The organism is Candidatus Babeliales bacterium (genome assembly GCA_036260945.1).
Classification (GTDB): Bacteria; Babelota; Babeliae; order Babelales; family JACPOV01; genus JACPOV01.
The window spans coordinates 491,969-507,240 of the sequence record DATALT010000002.1; the positions used below are offsets into that span (position 1 = coordinate 491,969).

The following is a 15,272-nucleotide window of genomic DNA, read 5'->3' on the forward strand; positions in this document are numbered from 1 at the left end:
CCTTTACTTAATATTTATGGATGGTCATCCAACCATGTAACTGCCGCTAAGATTGCGGCATACCAACCAAATAACCACCATTTGCGAGCCATTATTATTTTTCTGATGAGAAATAAAAGAGCAACCGCAACTACTATCGCTATCACCATAGTCAATTGCCATTGCCAATTCAAGAGATTGAGCGCGTGGAGTTTGTGCATATCGTAAAATCCTTTTACCGTGGCTGCGCAACTTATTGGAAATTCAATCAAAAAAGAAAGCTCGAATGCATGACGTAAAGAAAAGCCGCACCAACGAGCTGCGGCAAATGTTAACCCAAATCGAGAAACGCCTGGCAAAAACGCAATCCCTTGAGCAACGCCCAGCGCAAAAGCATTTATTTTATTCCATGCAACCGATTCTTCTTGGGGCCCCAATAAGCGATCGCTGAGCAATGCAACCGCTGTTAATAAAAATCCGATCCACCGCGGCCACCAGCTCATCCCGGTATATTCAAAAAAAATAAAAAAGAGCAGCGTTACCAACTCTGCTATAAATCCGCATATTAAATAGTTTAAAAATGAGTAACGATTTTTTAAAAAATAGTACGGCAATAATTTCCAGCGATTGAAAAAAAATAAAATGAGCACTATAACCGTTGGGCCATGCAATAAAAAATCGAGCGCTTTGAGCAATTCCTCGTTATAAATAAAGAAGCCGTGAGCTTGCAATTCATTCGTAAGCATCGCAATATGCGTCGAGCTACTAATCGGAAGCATTTCAAGTAATACAGCGCAAAAACTGATAATAAGAAAACCAAGTATCATCGAAACTACTTTCTGCTGAGATGAGAATTTCTTCCAAGTATAAATAACCGCTGGGCAAGCGCAAACTGCATTGACGAAAAAAATCAAAAATAGTAGCGTTAGCTTGGTTTTGATTTTTATTAAGGAGTTTATATGAAGCATCATCTTAAAAGGCTGCTCTGCGCTCTCGCTTTCGTAGCAGTTCCTAGCATTTACGCAGATATGAGCACCGTTTTTGGCAAATCGTTCTACCGCCAACGTTCTCAAGGATCAAATGAGGCTCGTTGGATGGCAGGGCAAGCGCACCATCTTTATTTACCAGATCTTGATTGCTTGAATGGAAGCATCGCATTTATTGGCGAATATGGCCAAACATTCCGCGGTAAGAAAATTGGAGAATTCTTATTCTTTAATGGCACCGATACTATGACATTCGGCCCAGCTAAAACAACAATAACCGGAATGCCAGATCCTGCAGGCGCAAGCACCGATGTATTTGCACAAAATTTTCTTTTAAATCCTAACTTTTTTGGGACCGTTTCAGCGCATCCCTTAGTGCGTAATTTTATTTTTGATATGAACCTCTACTTAGGCCTTGATGAATTGATATGTGGCCTTTATTTTCGCGTAGACGTTCCGTTCGGTTGGACAAGCTGGGATCTAGGGCTTGAAGAAATTGTTACTAATACAGGATCGCCCGGCTTTCCTGCAAATACCTTTGGAAATCCTGCGGTACAACCATCCCCACTTAATAGCATTATCGAAGCATGGAAAGGCGGCGTAACCGATCCAAGCTTGCCGCATTTGCGCCAAGGTTTAAATAATGCCAAGGTTGATGGTAAAAAATCTAAAGCGGGCGTTGCAGATTTAACGTTCTTGCTTGGTTATAATTTCTGGCGCTCAGATTGTTCTCATTTAAGCGTTCAACTTGCTCTTATTGCGCCAACAGGAAATAGACCCAACGGCGAGTTTCTTTTTGAACCGGTTTTTGGTAACGGACATCATGTTGAATTTGGCGCTGGCCTCTCTGCCCATTATGAACTCTGGAACAACGGTTGCGATCAATCGTTTGGGATGTATTTTGAAGGAAACGCTTATCACGTATTTTATGCACGCCAAAATCGTACATTTGATTTAAAGAACAACGGCATAGGTAGTCGTTATCTGCTGTTTAAGCGTTTCTTGAATGGCACTTATCAAAACGAAGTAGTGTTTGGTGCAAATATTTTAACCCTTGAATGCAAAGTACAAAACGATATTCACGGCGATGCGGCATTAATGTTTGATTATAAACATAAAAGCTGGACGATCGACGTTGGTTACAACGTGTGGGGAATTTCAAAAGATAAAATCGCGATCACGCAAGATATTCCGAACGGAACCTATGGATTGCAAGGTTTAACTCCAACTGCTCCTGTTCCTGGTGCTGGAAATAATACACAAAGCCTTACAATGATCAACGGTACGTTTCAACCACCAACAGCAGATGCTAGCAGTCCGGTAACAATCACGAACGATAGTATCGACCCAGATTCTGCTGCAAATCCTGGTGCATATTCAAACAAATTCTTCACGCACTTTGGTTACACTTGGGAAAACTGCGACTATCTACCATTCTTGGGAATTGGCGGGGAGGTTGAGATCTCAGGAAGCAATGGTCGCGCATTTGATCAATGGGGCGTTTGGATAAAAGGCGGATTCACCTTCATTTAAAGATCGTTCTTATACTGAAAAAAAAGCCCGGAGTTTTTCCGGGCTTTTTTTATTAATTCTTTTTAGATTATAAAAGCTCTACTAACAACTATTTTTATTTTTTGCTGCTTTGATTGAATAGTATCACGCATTCGTTTGAGTTCTTAATAAAGAATTTTGCATAAATCAAGTTGTAGTTGCGCAAAAACGAACGCTTTCCAAGGGCACGTTTATCGCTTTTCCATTTTCAGTAAAATGTGCTTGAGATTCCTCTTGATCTCTTTTTTCCGCTTTAAAGATTGTTTTCGAGCAATGTCCGCATTCCGTCGTAATCATTTGCTTTAATCAGCGTATGTAAAAATTTCTTAAACTCTTCAAACCAATAATTATCAACTCGTTTTTGAGCCTATTTAAAAATTGCCAGTTTCCGGACATAAACTTCCCATTATCCACCGAATCTCTGCCATTCCTGCCCAATCTCGCCACCACCCACATTTAAACAAAAGTAGTTAATCCCGAGGTGGTTCAGGCAACTTTTATACAATTCAAAGAGTTCTCCTCTACATGCCTTAAAACTTTTAGCCTCATGGAAAAAACAAAGGATTATTGGCATTTTTCAGGGAAATTCAGGAAGAAACTCACGCGAAAAGAACCCCAATCGTCTTTAATATATTTTCTATTTGACACATTTTATACTTTTAATTATTGCATTTTATATTCAGTTTGTATGAAAATGGTAATAAGTATGTAGGATTAACCTACAAACACTAAGCAATATTAACCCTTATTAAAGGAGAGCATATGAAGAAGCTCGTACTAGCTGCTCTAGCAGTTGCTGCATTGTTCGCATTCGAAGCAGATGCACGTTATGGTTGTAACACTTGCCCAAAAAAACGTTGCTGCGCTGAACGCGTAGTTGAAGAAGCTTGCCCACAAGCTCCTTGCTGCGTTCGCTACGTTCGCGTTGAAGAACCTGCTCAAAGAACTAAGCACGTTTCTTATTCTTGGGAATGTCCTTCTGACTGCGCTACTGAAGCTCCAAAGCTTATGGTCGGTCAAACTTACGAACAGTAATTCGTTAGTTTAATTAAGTTTGCCCCTTTAAGCTTTCTTATGGATGCTCAAAGGGGCATTTTTTTTGCTCCAGTGCTGGCATTTTTTATAGAGAGCCTATTTGACGTTTGATCCTCTGCTATTATAATGGAGATTAATGGAGGCTCAAATGGCTATTTTAAAGCGCTTATTGCCCAATCTCTTGGGAATTCTTCTACCACTTACTTCCCTACCTTTATACACGGAGCATGTTGACCCATTAAATCATTATGATCAAAAGCTCCTGGCGCAAGAAAACTATTGCTGGAAACGGTTTGAAGCTATCGGTATTTATAGAAATTCGATCCAAGTTCCCTACTTGAAAGAAGCGCAGAATTATCAAACGATCTTTGATTCGCCAAAAATCGACCTACCTCAAGAGACACTAACCCTCATTTACCGCGTTATGAACGATTTTGGCATAAACCCCCGATCGATAAGCATTGTGGGTTCAAATAACCCTTTTGCCATCACTGCACGCGATTTTGCCATCTTTATTAATAAAGAATATTTTTTCCGGTATTCCACCAAGGCTCAGCTTTTTTTGGTAGCCCACGAAATGCAGCATATTATTTATAAAGACAACTCTTTCTGCCACTTTTTAACTAATGCTGTAAAAAATGGCAAGCTTAATGAAATCAGGCACGATGGAGCCCTTTATACCTATTTGCGCTTTACCGAGCTTCGAGCCGATGTTAAAGCAGCTATCTTCAGCAAAGAATATGCCCAGGGTTATGTCGCTTTCATCGAGGAACTGCTCGCTCTAGAAGGCGATACTGATGGAATAACCCACCCAAAGAATAGTGAACGACTAAATCTCGGGAGAGAAATCTTAGCAGCTTTCTAACAACGCCATTTCTTATAGAGAGTTACCAATTCTACCTTAGTTTTATATAAAGAATGTACTAGACAAAAACCTTAAATAGGTTATATTTAATAATAGAAATATATTTTGATTAAAGATGGAGTAAAAAAATGGTAGTAAACAAAAGAATCATCCTTCTTATGTTCTTAGCTGCTATAGGGATTGGATCCTTGCTTGCGTATAGAAATTATACACAAACGAATCGATCAGTCAGCACTCTTGGTCAACTAGCCCTCGAAGAACAAAACGCGTGGCGCGCAATTGAATCATTAGGAATCTCAAAAGACAATTGCTATAAAAAAGCACAAAAAATTGAGATCGTGTTGAGGAATGAAGAGAGCCCAACTGTCGATAAAACACTTTCGGAAAACACGCGCGCAATAGTTAATGAAGTACTTAGAGTTTGTGGAATAAACCCCGAAACTATTTCTCTCATAGTTATTAATGATGCGCCTTGCGCAGCTGGTGCAAATAATGACTCAATAGCTATTAATCCAACGCTATTTGAAAGTCTACCGATTCATGCTCAAAAATTCGTAATTGCTCATGAAGCGCAACATATTATCCATAAAGATAGCCTCGTTAAAGATATCATTATGGAAGAAGTAAAAGACAAATCCTTGGATTATACATCAATAGATTGCCCAGTGAATCAATTATCAAGATTCTTTGAAAATCGGGCAGACATATTGGCAGCGTTACTTGGAAAAGATTATGCAAAGGGTTACCAAGATCGTGCAGAATTATGGGTGAAAAACAATAAATCAAATCCCGGCACAACTCATCCAAAACACGAAACACGTTTGGCGCTGGCACAAGAAATTTATTCAGCTATGCAAACAGCTTAATTAAAAAAGATGCGGATAAAAAATGAAAATATTTAATAAAAAAATAATATTACTGACGCTACCAATTTTAACAGCTGCAACTTATATGCTTTGCAAAAAAATATATAAGCCAAATCCTATTGAATACGCACATCAATATGTTGCGCACCAAGAACAGCAAACATGGAATGCTCTTACCTCAGTTGATATAGAAAAAGAAACGCTTGAGAGCAAGGCGAACCAACTAGAGCCAGCTCTTTTAAAGCAGCAGAAAGAAACCAAGAGCAGCGGTACAGTTTCTCAAGAAACTAAAGATTTCGCTTTAAGCATTTTATCATCATGTGGAATTGATACAAAAAATATATTAGTAGTTGCAACAGATATGGAATCTCCTGCTGCTGCGACAGAAACTGTTTTATATATCAATGAAAAATTGCTCAAAAGTTATTCAAAAAACGTACAGCATTTTATTCTTGGCCATGAAGCTCAGCATATGATCCATAAAGATTATCTGAACAAATGGGCGCTCACGAATGTAATGAAAGACAAAAATGTGAGTTATGAACGAGATGAAGTTAACGACCCTTCAAATTGTTATTCTCGTTTCTGCGAATGGCGCGCCGATGTAAATTCTGCACTTAAAGGTAAAGAGTTTGCTGAAGGATATTTAGAATTTGTTCAATCGATGGTTGATGAAGATTATTTCAATCCAGGCACGACTCATCCTCTGGATAGCGAACGCCTTGCATTAGCTAAAGAAATTTATTCGGAAGTTGCGCAAGCATAACAGCTTAGCAACAAATGGAGGCAGCAATGAAAAATATACACCAAGCTTTCATAGTTATTATTACATGCATTCTCATAGCAGCAGGCCTCTATTTGGCGACACCAATAGATGAAAAGCCTGTGAATAAATTCAATGAACAACTTGCTACCTTTGAAAAAAAGGCTTGGGATTCATTGGCAACGGTAGGCGTTAATAAAGATGAATGCCTTGCAGAAATTATTCCAATTGAAAAGCAGTATAATAAAACGCATGCGAAAAAAAATTGCATCAGCCAAAAGCTTTCTCCAAAGACGATTAAGTTGGCAAAAGAAGTATTAAGTTCTTTCGGAATAAATCCGGATTCAATCTCAATACAACCTATTGATAGCCATTCGCCTGCTGAAGTTGAAGAGGATACACTTTTTATTAATGAAAAAGAGTTACATTCGCTTACAGAAAATGCACAAAAATTCGTATTAGGCCATGAGGCGCAGCACATACTGCACAAGGATTGTTTCTGCAAAGCCGCCATAGATAATTTATCGAATCAAAAACTCGACTGGGAATCTCCAAGAAGTGATTACCCGCTGAACGAATTTTCTCGCTTTATAGAATGGCGCGCAGACGTTAAAGCAGCGCTCACAGGCCCTGAGTATGCACAAGGATATATCGAGTTTTCAAAAATGGGCAAAGAAACAGAACCATATGATGATGAAGAAACATCTCATCCGCTCTTTAAAAATCGTGTTGCAATGGCCAAAGAAATTTATGCATCTATGCAAACCGCTTAAAGAATAAAGGTTTAGCCCATGTTAAAAAATTACAAAAAAATAGTAACAATAATAGCGCTACTTGGATTAGTTGCTCTGGGCGTCGTTGTTTTGCAAAAAAACACAGTTTCAAACGCGCCCAAAAATAATCCTGTCGACTATTATCATCAAATGATAATTGACCAAGAAAAAAATACATGGAACGCGCTTGCATCCATCGGGCTGACAAAATCAAAAGTTGATGCCCTTTACCTCCAAAATAGCAAAGATTATAAAGAATCGGACATCGCGCAACCTGCAAAATTGCCAAAAGCTATTTTAGAATTGATTCATAAAACTATGGTTGATTGCAAAATAAATCCGCAATCGGTAACTATCGCGATCACCGACGAGGACTCACACGCTATGGCAACCGATTCTATTTTATATATCAACACAAAATTGTTTAATGCACTTTCGCATGAGGCTCAGCAATTTGTACTTGCACACGAATTTGCGCATATGCATTTTAAAGATAACTCAACAACTTATACGATTAATGATGCAATGGAAAAAAATAATATTGCACATAAAAATACCGTTAATTTTCCCAGAAACATTTACGGTCGCTTTAAAGAAATACGAGCAGATATTCATGCTGCATTAACGGCGCCCGAATATGCACATGCGTATATTACTTTTATGAATGAGACGATAAGAGCAAGCGGAGAAAATCGCGGAATTTCACATCCAAAAAATAGTGAACGATTAGCACTTGCTCAAGAAATCTACGCTGCATTAAAAACTGCATAAATTTTTAAAAATGCGATGTGCTACTATTTGGTGCGCATCTCATTAATTTTTTCTACCGCCTCGTTAATAGAATCGATTTTGGCAGCTTCTTGATCTTCAATCTCTATACCAAACTCTTCTTCAAGCTTCATAACTATTTCTAATTTATCAAGCGAATCTGCGCCTAGCTGTTCTAATGAAGTATCGCGGGTAACTTTTTGTTTATCAACATGTAAAACATCAGAAATAATCATTACCATTTTTTGATAAGTATCTTGAGAATCAAAGTTTGCCATAATGCTCCACAATAAATTGAGGCTGTAGCTATTTTTTAATTAATACCAAAAGATTTTCAACGTCAATCAAACTATTTATCGCAATATGCCGCTTTTCTGGATAATAGTCACGCACGATTTTCTGGGGTGAATCGCCCGGCCCGACATAAATAATTAAATCCCAACCGGCTATAGAACTAATTACTTTGTCCCAACGAATGGGGTTAACGATTTGTTCCATAATTTTTTCGCGCGCTTGGTTGCCACTTAAAAGCGAACTTCCATCGATCGTTGAAATCAACGGGATTTGCAAATCGTGAAAATCTATCTTCTCCAAATAAGTACGCAAATGATCTTGTACCGGTTTCATTAATGGACTATGGAGCCCTGCAAAAACAGAAACATCATCGGTCTGAGCATCTTGTTCTTTGAGCTGATCTTCAACACCAATCATCTCATCTTTTAAACCGGATACGCGAAGTTTATTCGGGGTATGGTAAGCGCTTATTGAAGCGTGTTTATATTCTGTGCATAATTCACGAACTTTAACTGCCTCCATCCCTTCTTGCTCTAAAATGCGCGGTTCTAACGTTGTTAAAAGTTCATGATAGAATTGTGCATATTTTGAAAGAAAATAAAGCCCGTCTGGCAAACTTAAGCTACCAGCTGCGTGCAATGCACTCCATTGACCAATTCCATAACCAGAAACAGCGTGCGCTGAGATTCCTCTTTCTTTTAAAAGCGATGAAATCGCACAACTCAAAAGAAAAACGGACGTATAAGCGTGATCAATTTGAGCAAGTTCTTGCTCAGAAGAAGCGAAACAAAGTTTAACAAAATTAATATTTAGACACGTAGAAGCTTCTTCAAAATACTCCTGCATAATGCGAGAAGTATCATAAAGCTCTTTTCCCATGCCAACATATTGGCTCCCATAATCTGGAAACAGCATGCCAATTTTCATCTGCGCGTTCCCCTAGAATGTAGTTTGCTAAACGCGAGTACCATACTCGTTTATAAAGCGTTCCAAGCGTTTGCAACTCTCTTGTTTACCCAAAAGTGCAACGATATCGAATGCACCGGGCCCATGTACTTTACCCGTTAAAGCTAATCGAATCGGCTGCGCAAGTTCAACTAATTTGATGCCGCGCTCTGCAGCCAGTCGTTTTGCAATCTCCCCAACGACAGAGCTATCAACTACCGTCATTGCACTAACTGCCGCATTAAAATCTTTCAAAAGAAGCGCTGCTTGTGCTGTACCAAATTGCTGCACCTCTTCATTGGTAGCACGCGCGGTCGCATGATAAAATCCATTTATTTCATCAACCAGTTCACGCATTGTTTTAACGCGCCCTTTATAAAGATCAACAGCTTTCAAAATCGTTGCTTCATTCCAATCAGAAAGTGCTGCAACAAAACCGGCTTCTACATCGCGGGTGATAAAAGATAAAATCTTTTTGGCATCGAGCTCTTTAAGATACATGCTATTTACCCAATCAAGTTTTGCTTGATCGAAAATAGCAGCTTTTTTACCAACGCCATCGAGCGTAAAGAGCGAAACTAATTGCTCACGCGTAAAAATTTCTTGATCGCCATGAGCCCAACCAAGACGCACTAAATAATTACAAAGCGCATCTGCCAGATAACCATTTTTTTTATAATCGGTTACTGCCGTTGCCGCATCTCTTTTACTTAAACGTGCACCTGATGGCCCCAAAATGAGCGGTAAATGTGCAAAATGCGGCACATCAAAACCAAACGCATTATAAAGCACAATTTGTTTTGGCGTATTTGAAATATGATCTTCGCCGCGAATAATATGCGAGATATTCATTAGCGCATCATCAACAACAACGACAAAATTATAAATCGGCGTTCCATCGGTTCGTGCAATAATAAAATCATCTAATTGCGTTGTTTCAAAAACAATCGGTCCGCGAATAATATCATCAAATTCTATTGTTTTCTGTTCCAGCGGTAATTTAATGCGAACGACATGAGGCAGGTTTTGGTCGCCCGCTTCCGGTTTTCTCAAGCGGCATTTGCCATCATACTTGAAATAATCATCTTCGCTACGCATTGGGGCCGCTGCGCAAAAACAGCGGTATGCTTTTTCATGCTGCAAAAGCCATTGAATTTTTTCTTTATAAATAGCCATTCGTTTCGTTTGAATAACCAATGGTTCATCACTTTCAATTGATGTCCATTCCAGAGATTCAAGAATCGAATCGGTAAATTCGGTTTTTGAACGTTCAATATCGGTATCTTCTATACGCAATAGAAAATCGCCGTTATTGTGCCGCGCAAAAAGCCAATTAAAAAGAGCAGTACGTAAACCACCAATATGCAAATGCCCTGTCGGAGAAGGTGCAAATCGTACTCGAATTCGCTTCATGCAAGCTCCTGCACAGCTTCTTGCGCCAATTTAACCCAAGGAGATGGATAATCGGATGCTTGATTTTTTGTTATTTCAAATACTTTTTCAAAAGCAGCTTTAGCAGAAACTGAATTGCCAAGAGCCGCGTAATACTGGCCAATATAATACAATGCTTCATCAGCTTGCTTATTATCTTTTGCTTGAGCTATCAGTTCAAGTTTTGCCAAACCATTTTGCTGCATCTTTGCATCTTGAGTATCAAGCATCATGCGCGCTTGTTTGATTGCATACACATAATAAAGTGGCGAACGCGAGTTTAGCTGCTTAATGACCTCTTCCATCATCGCAAGCGATTCGTCTCTTCTTCCCATCTGTAGAAGTGATTCAGCCTGCAATGCCAAAAAATATGGCGCAGATTTGGTTGAGCCAAACTGTTTATAACCGGTACGAGCAGCCATTTCTACTTCGGCCCACAATTCACTATTCTGCTGTGCTCGAGCAGCATCATGAAAAATATCGGAAAGCGTAGAAACCGCGAGCTCTTGCTTTCTTGTGTACGATGTATACCAATAAAATGAGCCTGCAATAATAATTGCTAAAGCAATACCGGCGGCCATTAAATAATTTTTATAACGCTCCCCATGGGTGAGCCAGAAATCAACTGAGAGATATGATGATAGTTCCATAATTTCTCCTTACTCAAAATAATAAAAATGAATTAGGCACAACGTAGCATAGGACACAAAAACTCTCAACGCTCAGAAATAGACGGCGCCTCAAGAGATGTTTGTAGTATTGAAGAATTGTTTAACATCGATCCGACCGACTCGTTAAAACGATCAACAAAGCGTGTTTGATGAATCGTATGCGCATAAATGAGCGCATCTTCGATAGCAGATGCTTGCGATGCACCATGAGCAATAATAATCGGTTTGCGAACACCTAGAAGAAGCGCGCCACCTTTTTGCACACGGGCGACATTTCTTTTTAATCTCTTGAGCAAACGACTTCCCAAGAAACCCAAGCAGCGACCGATCCATGTTTTTCTACATTCACGATCTACGACCTTAGGAATTAATGAAAGCATTCCTTCGAGAGATTTCAGCATAATATTGCCCGCAAATCCATCACAAACTACGACGTCCACTTCGCCATGTAAAATATCATGCGGTTCGCGATTGCCAATAAAATTTAATCCTGAAGAAGCCAAAAGCTCGTGCGCCTCTAAAACAGCTTTATTGCCTTTTGTTCGTTCAGCACCATTTGAAAGGAGCGCAACACGAGGCGAAGCAATATTTTTCTTGAGCTTAACGTACACATCGCCCATGATGGCAAATTGCTTTAAATGATCCGGCTTGCAGTCGACATTTGCACCAAGATCGATAAAGAAAACCGATCCATGAAGTGCAGGTATAAATTCACCGATTGCCGGCCGCAATATGCCGTCCGTTTTGCCAATAATAAGCATGCCGCCTACTAAGCAAGCACCCGTATTTCCAGCAGAAACAAACGCATATGCTTTACCTTTTGCTACATCGTTCAATGCGACGACCAAGGAAGCATCTTTTTTGCGCAAAATTGCAGAAGATGGCTCATCTTCCATTTCGATGGTTTGAGAACAGTGGATAATTGAAATGGGTAATTTTTTCCAGTCACTATCTTGCTTATCAAGGCTCTCGAGAATACGATCTTGGTCTCCGTAAAGCCCAATTTTAATTCCCTTGCGAGCAGCAAGCAATCCGCCAGAGACAATTGCATGGGGAGCAAAATCGCCCCCCATCGCATCTAATGCTATCATAGGTTTAACTAACAAGCTTTGGCTGTCTGAATATTATTCTGCAGCTTGAGGCTCGCTGCCAGCTTGTTGCGTCTTTTGTTTAGCGCGAATTTCTTGTCGCTTTACACCACGCTCATTTTTGGTAGCAATAACTTTAACACCTTTATAGAAACCGCAGCTCTTGCACGCGACGTGCGGAGAAAGTGGCTCATTGCATTGTTTGCAGGTGGTAATCGCTTTAACCTTGAGACCTTTATTTGCAAATCTAGAATCGCGGCGCGCTCGGGACCGCTTACGTTTTGGTACTGGCATACGAAAACTCCAACATGTAGTTAATAATTAGCAATTTTTAATTTCTTGTCCTATGGTACAGCAAATTGGGCCAAAACGCAAAAAACGTTCTTAATCAGCGGGTAAAAAACCTGCTTGGATCAGCGCACGTTTTAAACCTTTATAATCACCCTTCTGTAACCAATAGCCTTTTATCCCTAAAGCTTCTGCTGCATGAATATTTTCAATTTGATCATCAACAAAAAAGCATTCGCTTGGATTAAGTTGGTACATTTCAAGCACTTTTCTAAAAACAGCGCTATCTGGCTTCATTATTCCATAACTACCAGAAATGAAAATGTTGCCTGGATCAAAATGACGCAATCCTTTTCTTCCATGGGAAGAACGCATCAAAACGCTAAACGATATTGGATCCCAATTTGAGATAATCATATTGGTACACCCGTGTTTAGCACATGAAGCAACGAGTTCTATTCCGCCTGAAATTGGCTTTGTGTAACGTCCCAAAACTTGCGGATCAAATACAACTTTTACCATTTTTTCAAGCATAATCCGTTCATGGTCGCTTGAGAAATAATGCTGGCCGTCAAGGTCTTTAATTACCTGGAAAACCAACGAAACGATCTCTTGCCCAGTAATTTTTCCTTTAAGCCAATCCATCATAATAGGAGGCATAAGGCCGCCATCAGGCAAATAGGCAATAAATTGCTGTTCGCTTGCACGATGGTTCAAGCGATATAAAATATCTTCAAATAACAAATCTTTGATGTGGAAGGGACTTTTTTGGTCAAAAACTATGTATTTAGCATAATCGGTCCAACCAAGCTCATAATAGGAAATACCCAACATATCGGGCTTAAAAAGAACGCCCCCAATATCCCATAATACGGTTTTGGCCGCATCTGCTGCAAAAACGGAAAGCGTGAGCACTAAAAACAAGAAATGTTTTCTAGCTGAATTTATCGTTGCCATTTTCTTCCCTTCTGGTGAAGCTTTTTCTCAATTAAGCATACCAATAAGGCAAAAAAACACAATGTGGTAGCCCCTAGAGATAGCCATGACCTATTAGGACTTTCTTCAGTCGCTTATAATCGCCATCTCCAAGGCAATGCCCTTTAATGCCACTTTGTTCAGCTGCTGCAATATTTTCGGGCTGATCATCGACAAAAAAACATTTTTCCGGGGCAACATTGCATCGTTGGAGGATTGTCTCAAAAAACTTTTTATTGGGTTTTATTAAACCACATTTGCCTGAAATAAAAATATCGTTCGGTTCAACCAATGAGAAAACCGATTTTCCGTGTGGAGAGCTATTCAAATGATCAAAAGAAAGCGAATCCCAATTGGAAACGATACCGTTACGATTTCCGTTCGCGCGGCTCTCTTTTAAAAGTTGCGCGCCGTAACTAATTGGTTTGGTATACCGTGCAATAATCGTCGGATCGAAAACAACTTTTATAATTTTTAGAATCAAATCTCTTTCCCGTTTCGAATAGAAATAGTTTTTTCCATCTAGTTGCTCAATTAAATTATTGAGTAAAAAAATCATTTCTGGGCCGTTAACTTCACCCTTCAGCCATGCCATCATCATGGGAGACATTTTAGAACCATCCGGCATTCGTGCAAGTTCCTCTTGCGTCTCTTTTGGGTTCAAACGAAAAAGAAGATCATCGAACAAAATACTTTTTAAGTGTTCTATACTTTTTCTATCCAACAGAAGATATTGCGCGCACGCAGACCAGCCAATTTCGTAAAACGAAAGACGCCAGGTATCAGATTTAAATAGAACGCCGCTCACATCCCACAATATCATAGTGCCCTCTTCATTTGGCTGAGTTATTCATCAATAGTAACGTCCTATACACTTTTTTGCCACATCCCATTGAATGTTTGCTCAAGCACACCAGCAAGTTGCAAATCAAAAATCGCAGCCTGGCAGGTCGACAAATCGCTGTTGAGCTGCTCCACTAATTGATCCAGCGAAAGTGGCCGTGAACATGCTTGAACTATTTGCTGCGCAAGAGGAAGTGAAAAATTTATCGTAATTTGTTCAGCGCTCCGAGAAATCTTTTCTTTTTCACCAGTAGCGAAAATTTTTCCTGCGGGCACCAGATTAAATTCTGCCAAAATATCGTGCGCAGTATGTACCAATTTTGCACCCTGTTGTATCAAGCTGTGGCATCCTGCGCTCAATGAATCACTGATTGGACCAGGAACTGCAAAAACTTCTCTTCCTTGTTCAAGTGCAAACAGTGCTGTAATTTTGGCACCACTTTCTTGAGCCGCTTGAACAACCAAGCAACCACGCGAAAGCCCAGCTATAATTCTATTTCGTGCGGGAAAGTTTCCAGGAGCCGGCGTTGTCTCTAATGCAAATGAACTTATCAGCGTACCACCATTATCCAAAACAGATTGAAACAATCGTTGGTTAGTAGCTGGATACCATTTGAGCAATCCAGAGCCCAAAACAACAATTGTTCTACCGCCAGCTTTTATAGTAGCTCTATGCGCCATCGCATCGGCTCCAAGTGCTCCGCCGCTCACGATCGCAAAATTGTGCGCGACAAGTGGGGGGACAAATTGTTCAATCGCGTATTGCCCATAGTTATTTGCATCACGCGAACCCACAACTGCCAAAGCATCTTCCTGCACAAGTGGCCCTTTATAATAAAGAACAATCGGCGGTAAGTGAATTTCTTTTAAGAGTGCTGGATAGTTTTGATCGAAAAGCGTTACAAAAGAGATACTATTTTTTTTTAAGAGCTCAAGCTCTCTTTCAAGAACTGATCGCTGCGCGAGCCCCGAAACAATCAGCTCAGAAGTTTGTTCCGAAAAACCGAACGACATTAATTCTTTTATTTTCAGATTATATAAAAGAAGAAAATTATCGCCCAACTCATCGTGCAATCGCTTACACAAACCTGGCCCTACTCCTTTTACAAGCGAAAGATGTAGAGCCAATTGTGCAATAGTTTCTTTCATGC

The 15,272-nt window shown here is 39.8% G+C and carries 17 protein-coding genes; 7 read left to right on the top strand and 10 right to left on the bottom strand.

All coding sequences use genetic code 11. The annotated features are described in order from the left end of the window. Positions 1–14: 14 nt before the first annotated feature. Complete coding sequence (locus VHO47_03100) at positions 15–806, bottom strand: undecaprenyl-diphosphate phosphatase (protein ID HEX2978081.1); 792 nt, start codon at positions 804–806, stop codon at positions 15–17. Between the two features lie 132 nt (positions 807–938). Here VHO47_03100 and VHO47_03105 point away from each other — a divergent pair, with 132 nt between their 5' ends. The 7 genes from VHO47_03105 (at position 939) to VHO47_03135 (ending at position 7,589) form a co-directional block, all read left to right on the top strand. After that, positions 939–2,498, top strand: a complete 1,560-nt coding sequence (locus tag VHO47_03105; GenBank protein ID HEX2978082.1) for a hypothetical protein — start codon at positions 939–941, stop codon at positions 2,496–2,498. Between the two features lie 780 nt (positions 2,499–3,278). Continuing rightward, the gene (locus VHO47_03110; protein HEX2978083.1) at positions 3,279–3,551 is read left to right on the top strand and encodes a hypothetical protein; all 273 of its coding nucleotides are present in this window, start codon (positions 3,279–3,281) and stop codon (positions 3,549–3,551) included. Between the two features lie 148 nt (positions 3,552–3,699). Then, complete coding sequence (locus VHO47_03115; protein ID HEX2978084.1) at positions 3,700–4,416, top strand: hypothetical protein; 717 nt, start codon at positions 3,700–3,702, stop codon at positions 4,414–4,416. 128 nt (positions 4,417–4,544) lie between these two features. After that, the gene (locus VHO47_03120; protein HEX2978085.1) at positions 4,545–5,282 is read left to right on the top strand and encodes a M48 family metalloprotease; all 738 of its coding nucleotides are present in this window, start codon (positions 4,545–4,547) and stop codon (positions 5,280–5,282) included. 22 nt (positions 5,283–5,304) lie between these two features. Continuing rightward, positions 5,305–6,048 (top strand): hypothetical protein, encoded by a 744-nt coding sequence (locus VHO47_03125; GenBank protein HEX2978086.1) that lies wholly within the window; start codon positions 5,305–5,307, stop codon positions 6,046–6,048. A gap of 26 nt (positions 6,049–6,074) precedes the next feature. Next, the gene (locus VHO47_03130; protein HEX2978087.1) at positions 6,075–6,818 is read left to right on the top strand and encodes a hypothetical protein; all 744 of its coding nucleotides are present in this window, start codon (positions 6,075–6,077) and stop codon (positions 6,816–6,818) included. Between the two features lie 18 nt (positions 6,819–6,836). Continuing rightward, complete coding sequence (locus VHO47_03135; GenBank protein HEX2978088.1) at positions 6,837–7,589, top strand: M48 family metalloprotease; 753 nt, start codon at positions 6,837–6,839, stop codon at positions 7,587–7,589. 23 nt (positions 7,590–7,612) lie between these two features. On the opposite strand, the gene acpP is transcribed toward VHO47_03135, so the two are convergent. The 9 genes from acpP to dprA all read right to left on the bottom strand — a co-directional run bounded on the left by acpP (position 7,613) and on the right by dprA (position 15,270). Further along, positions 7,613–7,864, bottom strand: a complete 252-nt coding sequence (gene acpP / locus VHO47_03140; protein ID HEX2978089.1) for an acyl carrier protein — start codon at positions 7,862–7,864, stop codon at positions 7,613–7,615. Between the two features lie 28 nt (positions 7,865–7,892). Beyond that, on the bottom strand, positions 7,893–8,807 hold the full coding sequence (locus tag VHO47_03145; protein ID HEX2978090.1) for an ACP S-malonyltransferase: 915 nt from the start codon (positions 8,805–8,807) through the stop codon (positions 7,893–7,895). Between the two features lie 27 nt (positions 8,808–8,834). Beyond that, on the bottom strand, positions 8,835–10,238 hold the full coding sequence (gene gltX, locus VHO47_03150; GenBank protein ID HEX2978091.1) for a glutamate--tRNA ligase: 1,404 nt from the start codon (positions 10,236–10,238) through the stop codon (positions 8,835–8,837). After that, positions 10,235–10,906, bottom strand: a complete 672-nt coding sequence (locus tag VHO47_03155) for a tetratricopeptide repeat protein (GenBank protein ID HEX2978092.1) — start codon at positions 10,904–10,906, stop codon at positions 10,235–10,237. The genes gltX and VHO47_03155 overlap by 4 nt, the downstream gene beginning before the upstream one ends. A 65-nt stretch (positions 10,907–10,971) precedes the next feature. Continuing rightward, positions 10,972–12,018, bottom strand: a complete 1,047-nt coding sequence (gene plsX / locus VHO47_03160; GenBank protein ID HEX2978093.1) for a phosphate acyltransferase PlsX — start codon at positions 12,016–12,018, stop codon at positions 10,972–10,974. 33 nt (positions 12,019–12,051) lie between these two features. Further along, complete coding sequence (rpmF, locus tag VHO47_03165) at positions 12,052–12,309, bottom strand: 50S ribosomal protein L32 (protein ID HEX2978094.1); 258 nt, start codon at positions 12,307–12,309, stop codon at positions 12,052–12,054. Positions 12,310–12,399: 90 nt separating this feature from the next. Further along, the gene (locus VHO47_03170) at positions 12,400–13,260 is read right to left on the bottom strand and encodes an HAD-IA family hydrolase (GenBank protein HEX2978095.1); all 861 of its coding nucleotides are present in this window, start codon (positions 13,258–13,260) and stop codon (positions 12,400–12,402) included. A 73-nt stretch (positions 13,261–13,333) separates the two neighbouring features. Further along, on the bottom strand, positions 13,334–14,101 hold the full coding sequence (locus VHO47_03175) for an HAD-IA family hydrolase (protein ID HEX2978096.1): 768 nt from the start codon (positions 14,099–14,101) through the stop codon (positions 13,334–13,336). A 44-nt stretch (positions 14,102–14,145) separates the two neighbouring features. After that, positions 14,146–15,270, bottom strand: a complete 1,125-nt coding sequence (gene dprA, locus VHO47_03180) for a DNA-processing protein DprA (GenBank protein ID HEX2978097.1) — start codon at positions 15,268–15,270, stop codon at positions 14,146–14,148. Between the last annotated feature and the right edge of the window lie 2 nt (positions 15,271–15,272).

Coding starts and splice junctions, on each gene's coding strand:
- VHO47_03100 (HEX2978081.1), bottom strand. CDS start 806: ATGATACTTGGTTTTCTTATTATCAGTTTTTGCGCTGTATTACTTGAA.
- VHO47_03105 (HEX2978082.1), top strand. CDS start 939: ATGAAGCATCATCTTAAAAGGCTGCTCTGCGCTCTCGCTTTCGTAGCA.
- VHO47_03110 (HEX2978083.1), top strand. CDS start 3,279: ATGAAGAAGCTCGTACTAGCTGCTCTAGCAGTTGCTGCATTGTTCGCA.
- VHO47_03115 (HEX2978084.1), top strand. CDS start 3,700: ATGGCTATTTTAAAGCGCTTATTGCCCAATCTCTTGGGAATTCTTCTA.
- VHO47_03120 (HEX2978085.1), top strand. CDS start 4,545: ATGGTAGTAAACAAAAGAATCATCCTTCTTATGTTCTTAGCTGCTATA.
- VHO47_03125 (HEX2978086.1), top strand. CDS start 5,305: ATGAAAATATTTAATAAAAAAATAATATTACTGACGCTACCAATTTTA.
- VHO47_03130 (HEX2978087.1), top strand. CDS start 6,075: ATGAAAAATATACACCAAGCTTTCATAGTTATTATTACATGCATTCTC.
- VHO47_03135 (HEX2978088.1), top strand. CDS start 6,837: ATGTTAAAAAATTACAAAAAAATAGTAACAATAATAGCGCTACTTGGA.
- acpP (HEX2978089.1), bottom strand. CDS start 7,864: ATGGCAAACTTTGATTCTCAAGATACTTATCAAAAAATGGTAATGATT.
- VHO47_03145 (HEX2978090.1), bottom strand. CDS start 8,807: ATGAAAATTGGCATGCTGTTTCCAGATTATGGGAGCCAATATGTTGGC.
- gltX (HEX2978091.1), bottom strand. CDS start 10,238: ATGAAGCGAATTCGAGTACGATTTGCACCTTCTCCGACAGGGCATTTG.
- VHO47_03155 (HEX2978092.1), bottom strand. CDS start 10,906: ATGGAACTATCATCATATCTCTCAGTTGATTTCTGGCTCACCCATGGG.
- plsX (HEX2978093.1), bottom strand. CDS start 12,018: ATGATAGCATTAGATGCGATGGGGGGCGATTTTGCTCCCCATGCAATT.
- rpmF (HEX2978094.1), bottom strand. CDS start 12,309: ATGCCAGTACCAAAACGTAAGCGGTCCCGAGCGCGCCGCGATTCTAGA.
- VHO47_03170 (HEX2978095.1), bottom strand. CDS start 13,260: ATGGCAACGATAAATTCAGCTAGAAAACATTTCTTGTTTTTAGTGCTC.
- VHO47_03175 (HEX2978096.1), bottom strand. CDS start 14,101: ATGATATTGTGGGATGTGAGCGGCGTTCTATTTAAATCTGATACCTGG.
- dprA (HEX2978097.1), bottom strand. CDS start 15,270: ATGAAAGAAACTATTGCACAATTGGCTCTACATCTTTCGCTTGTAAAA.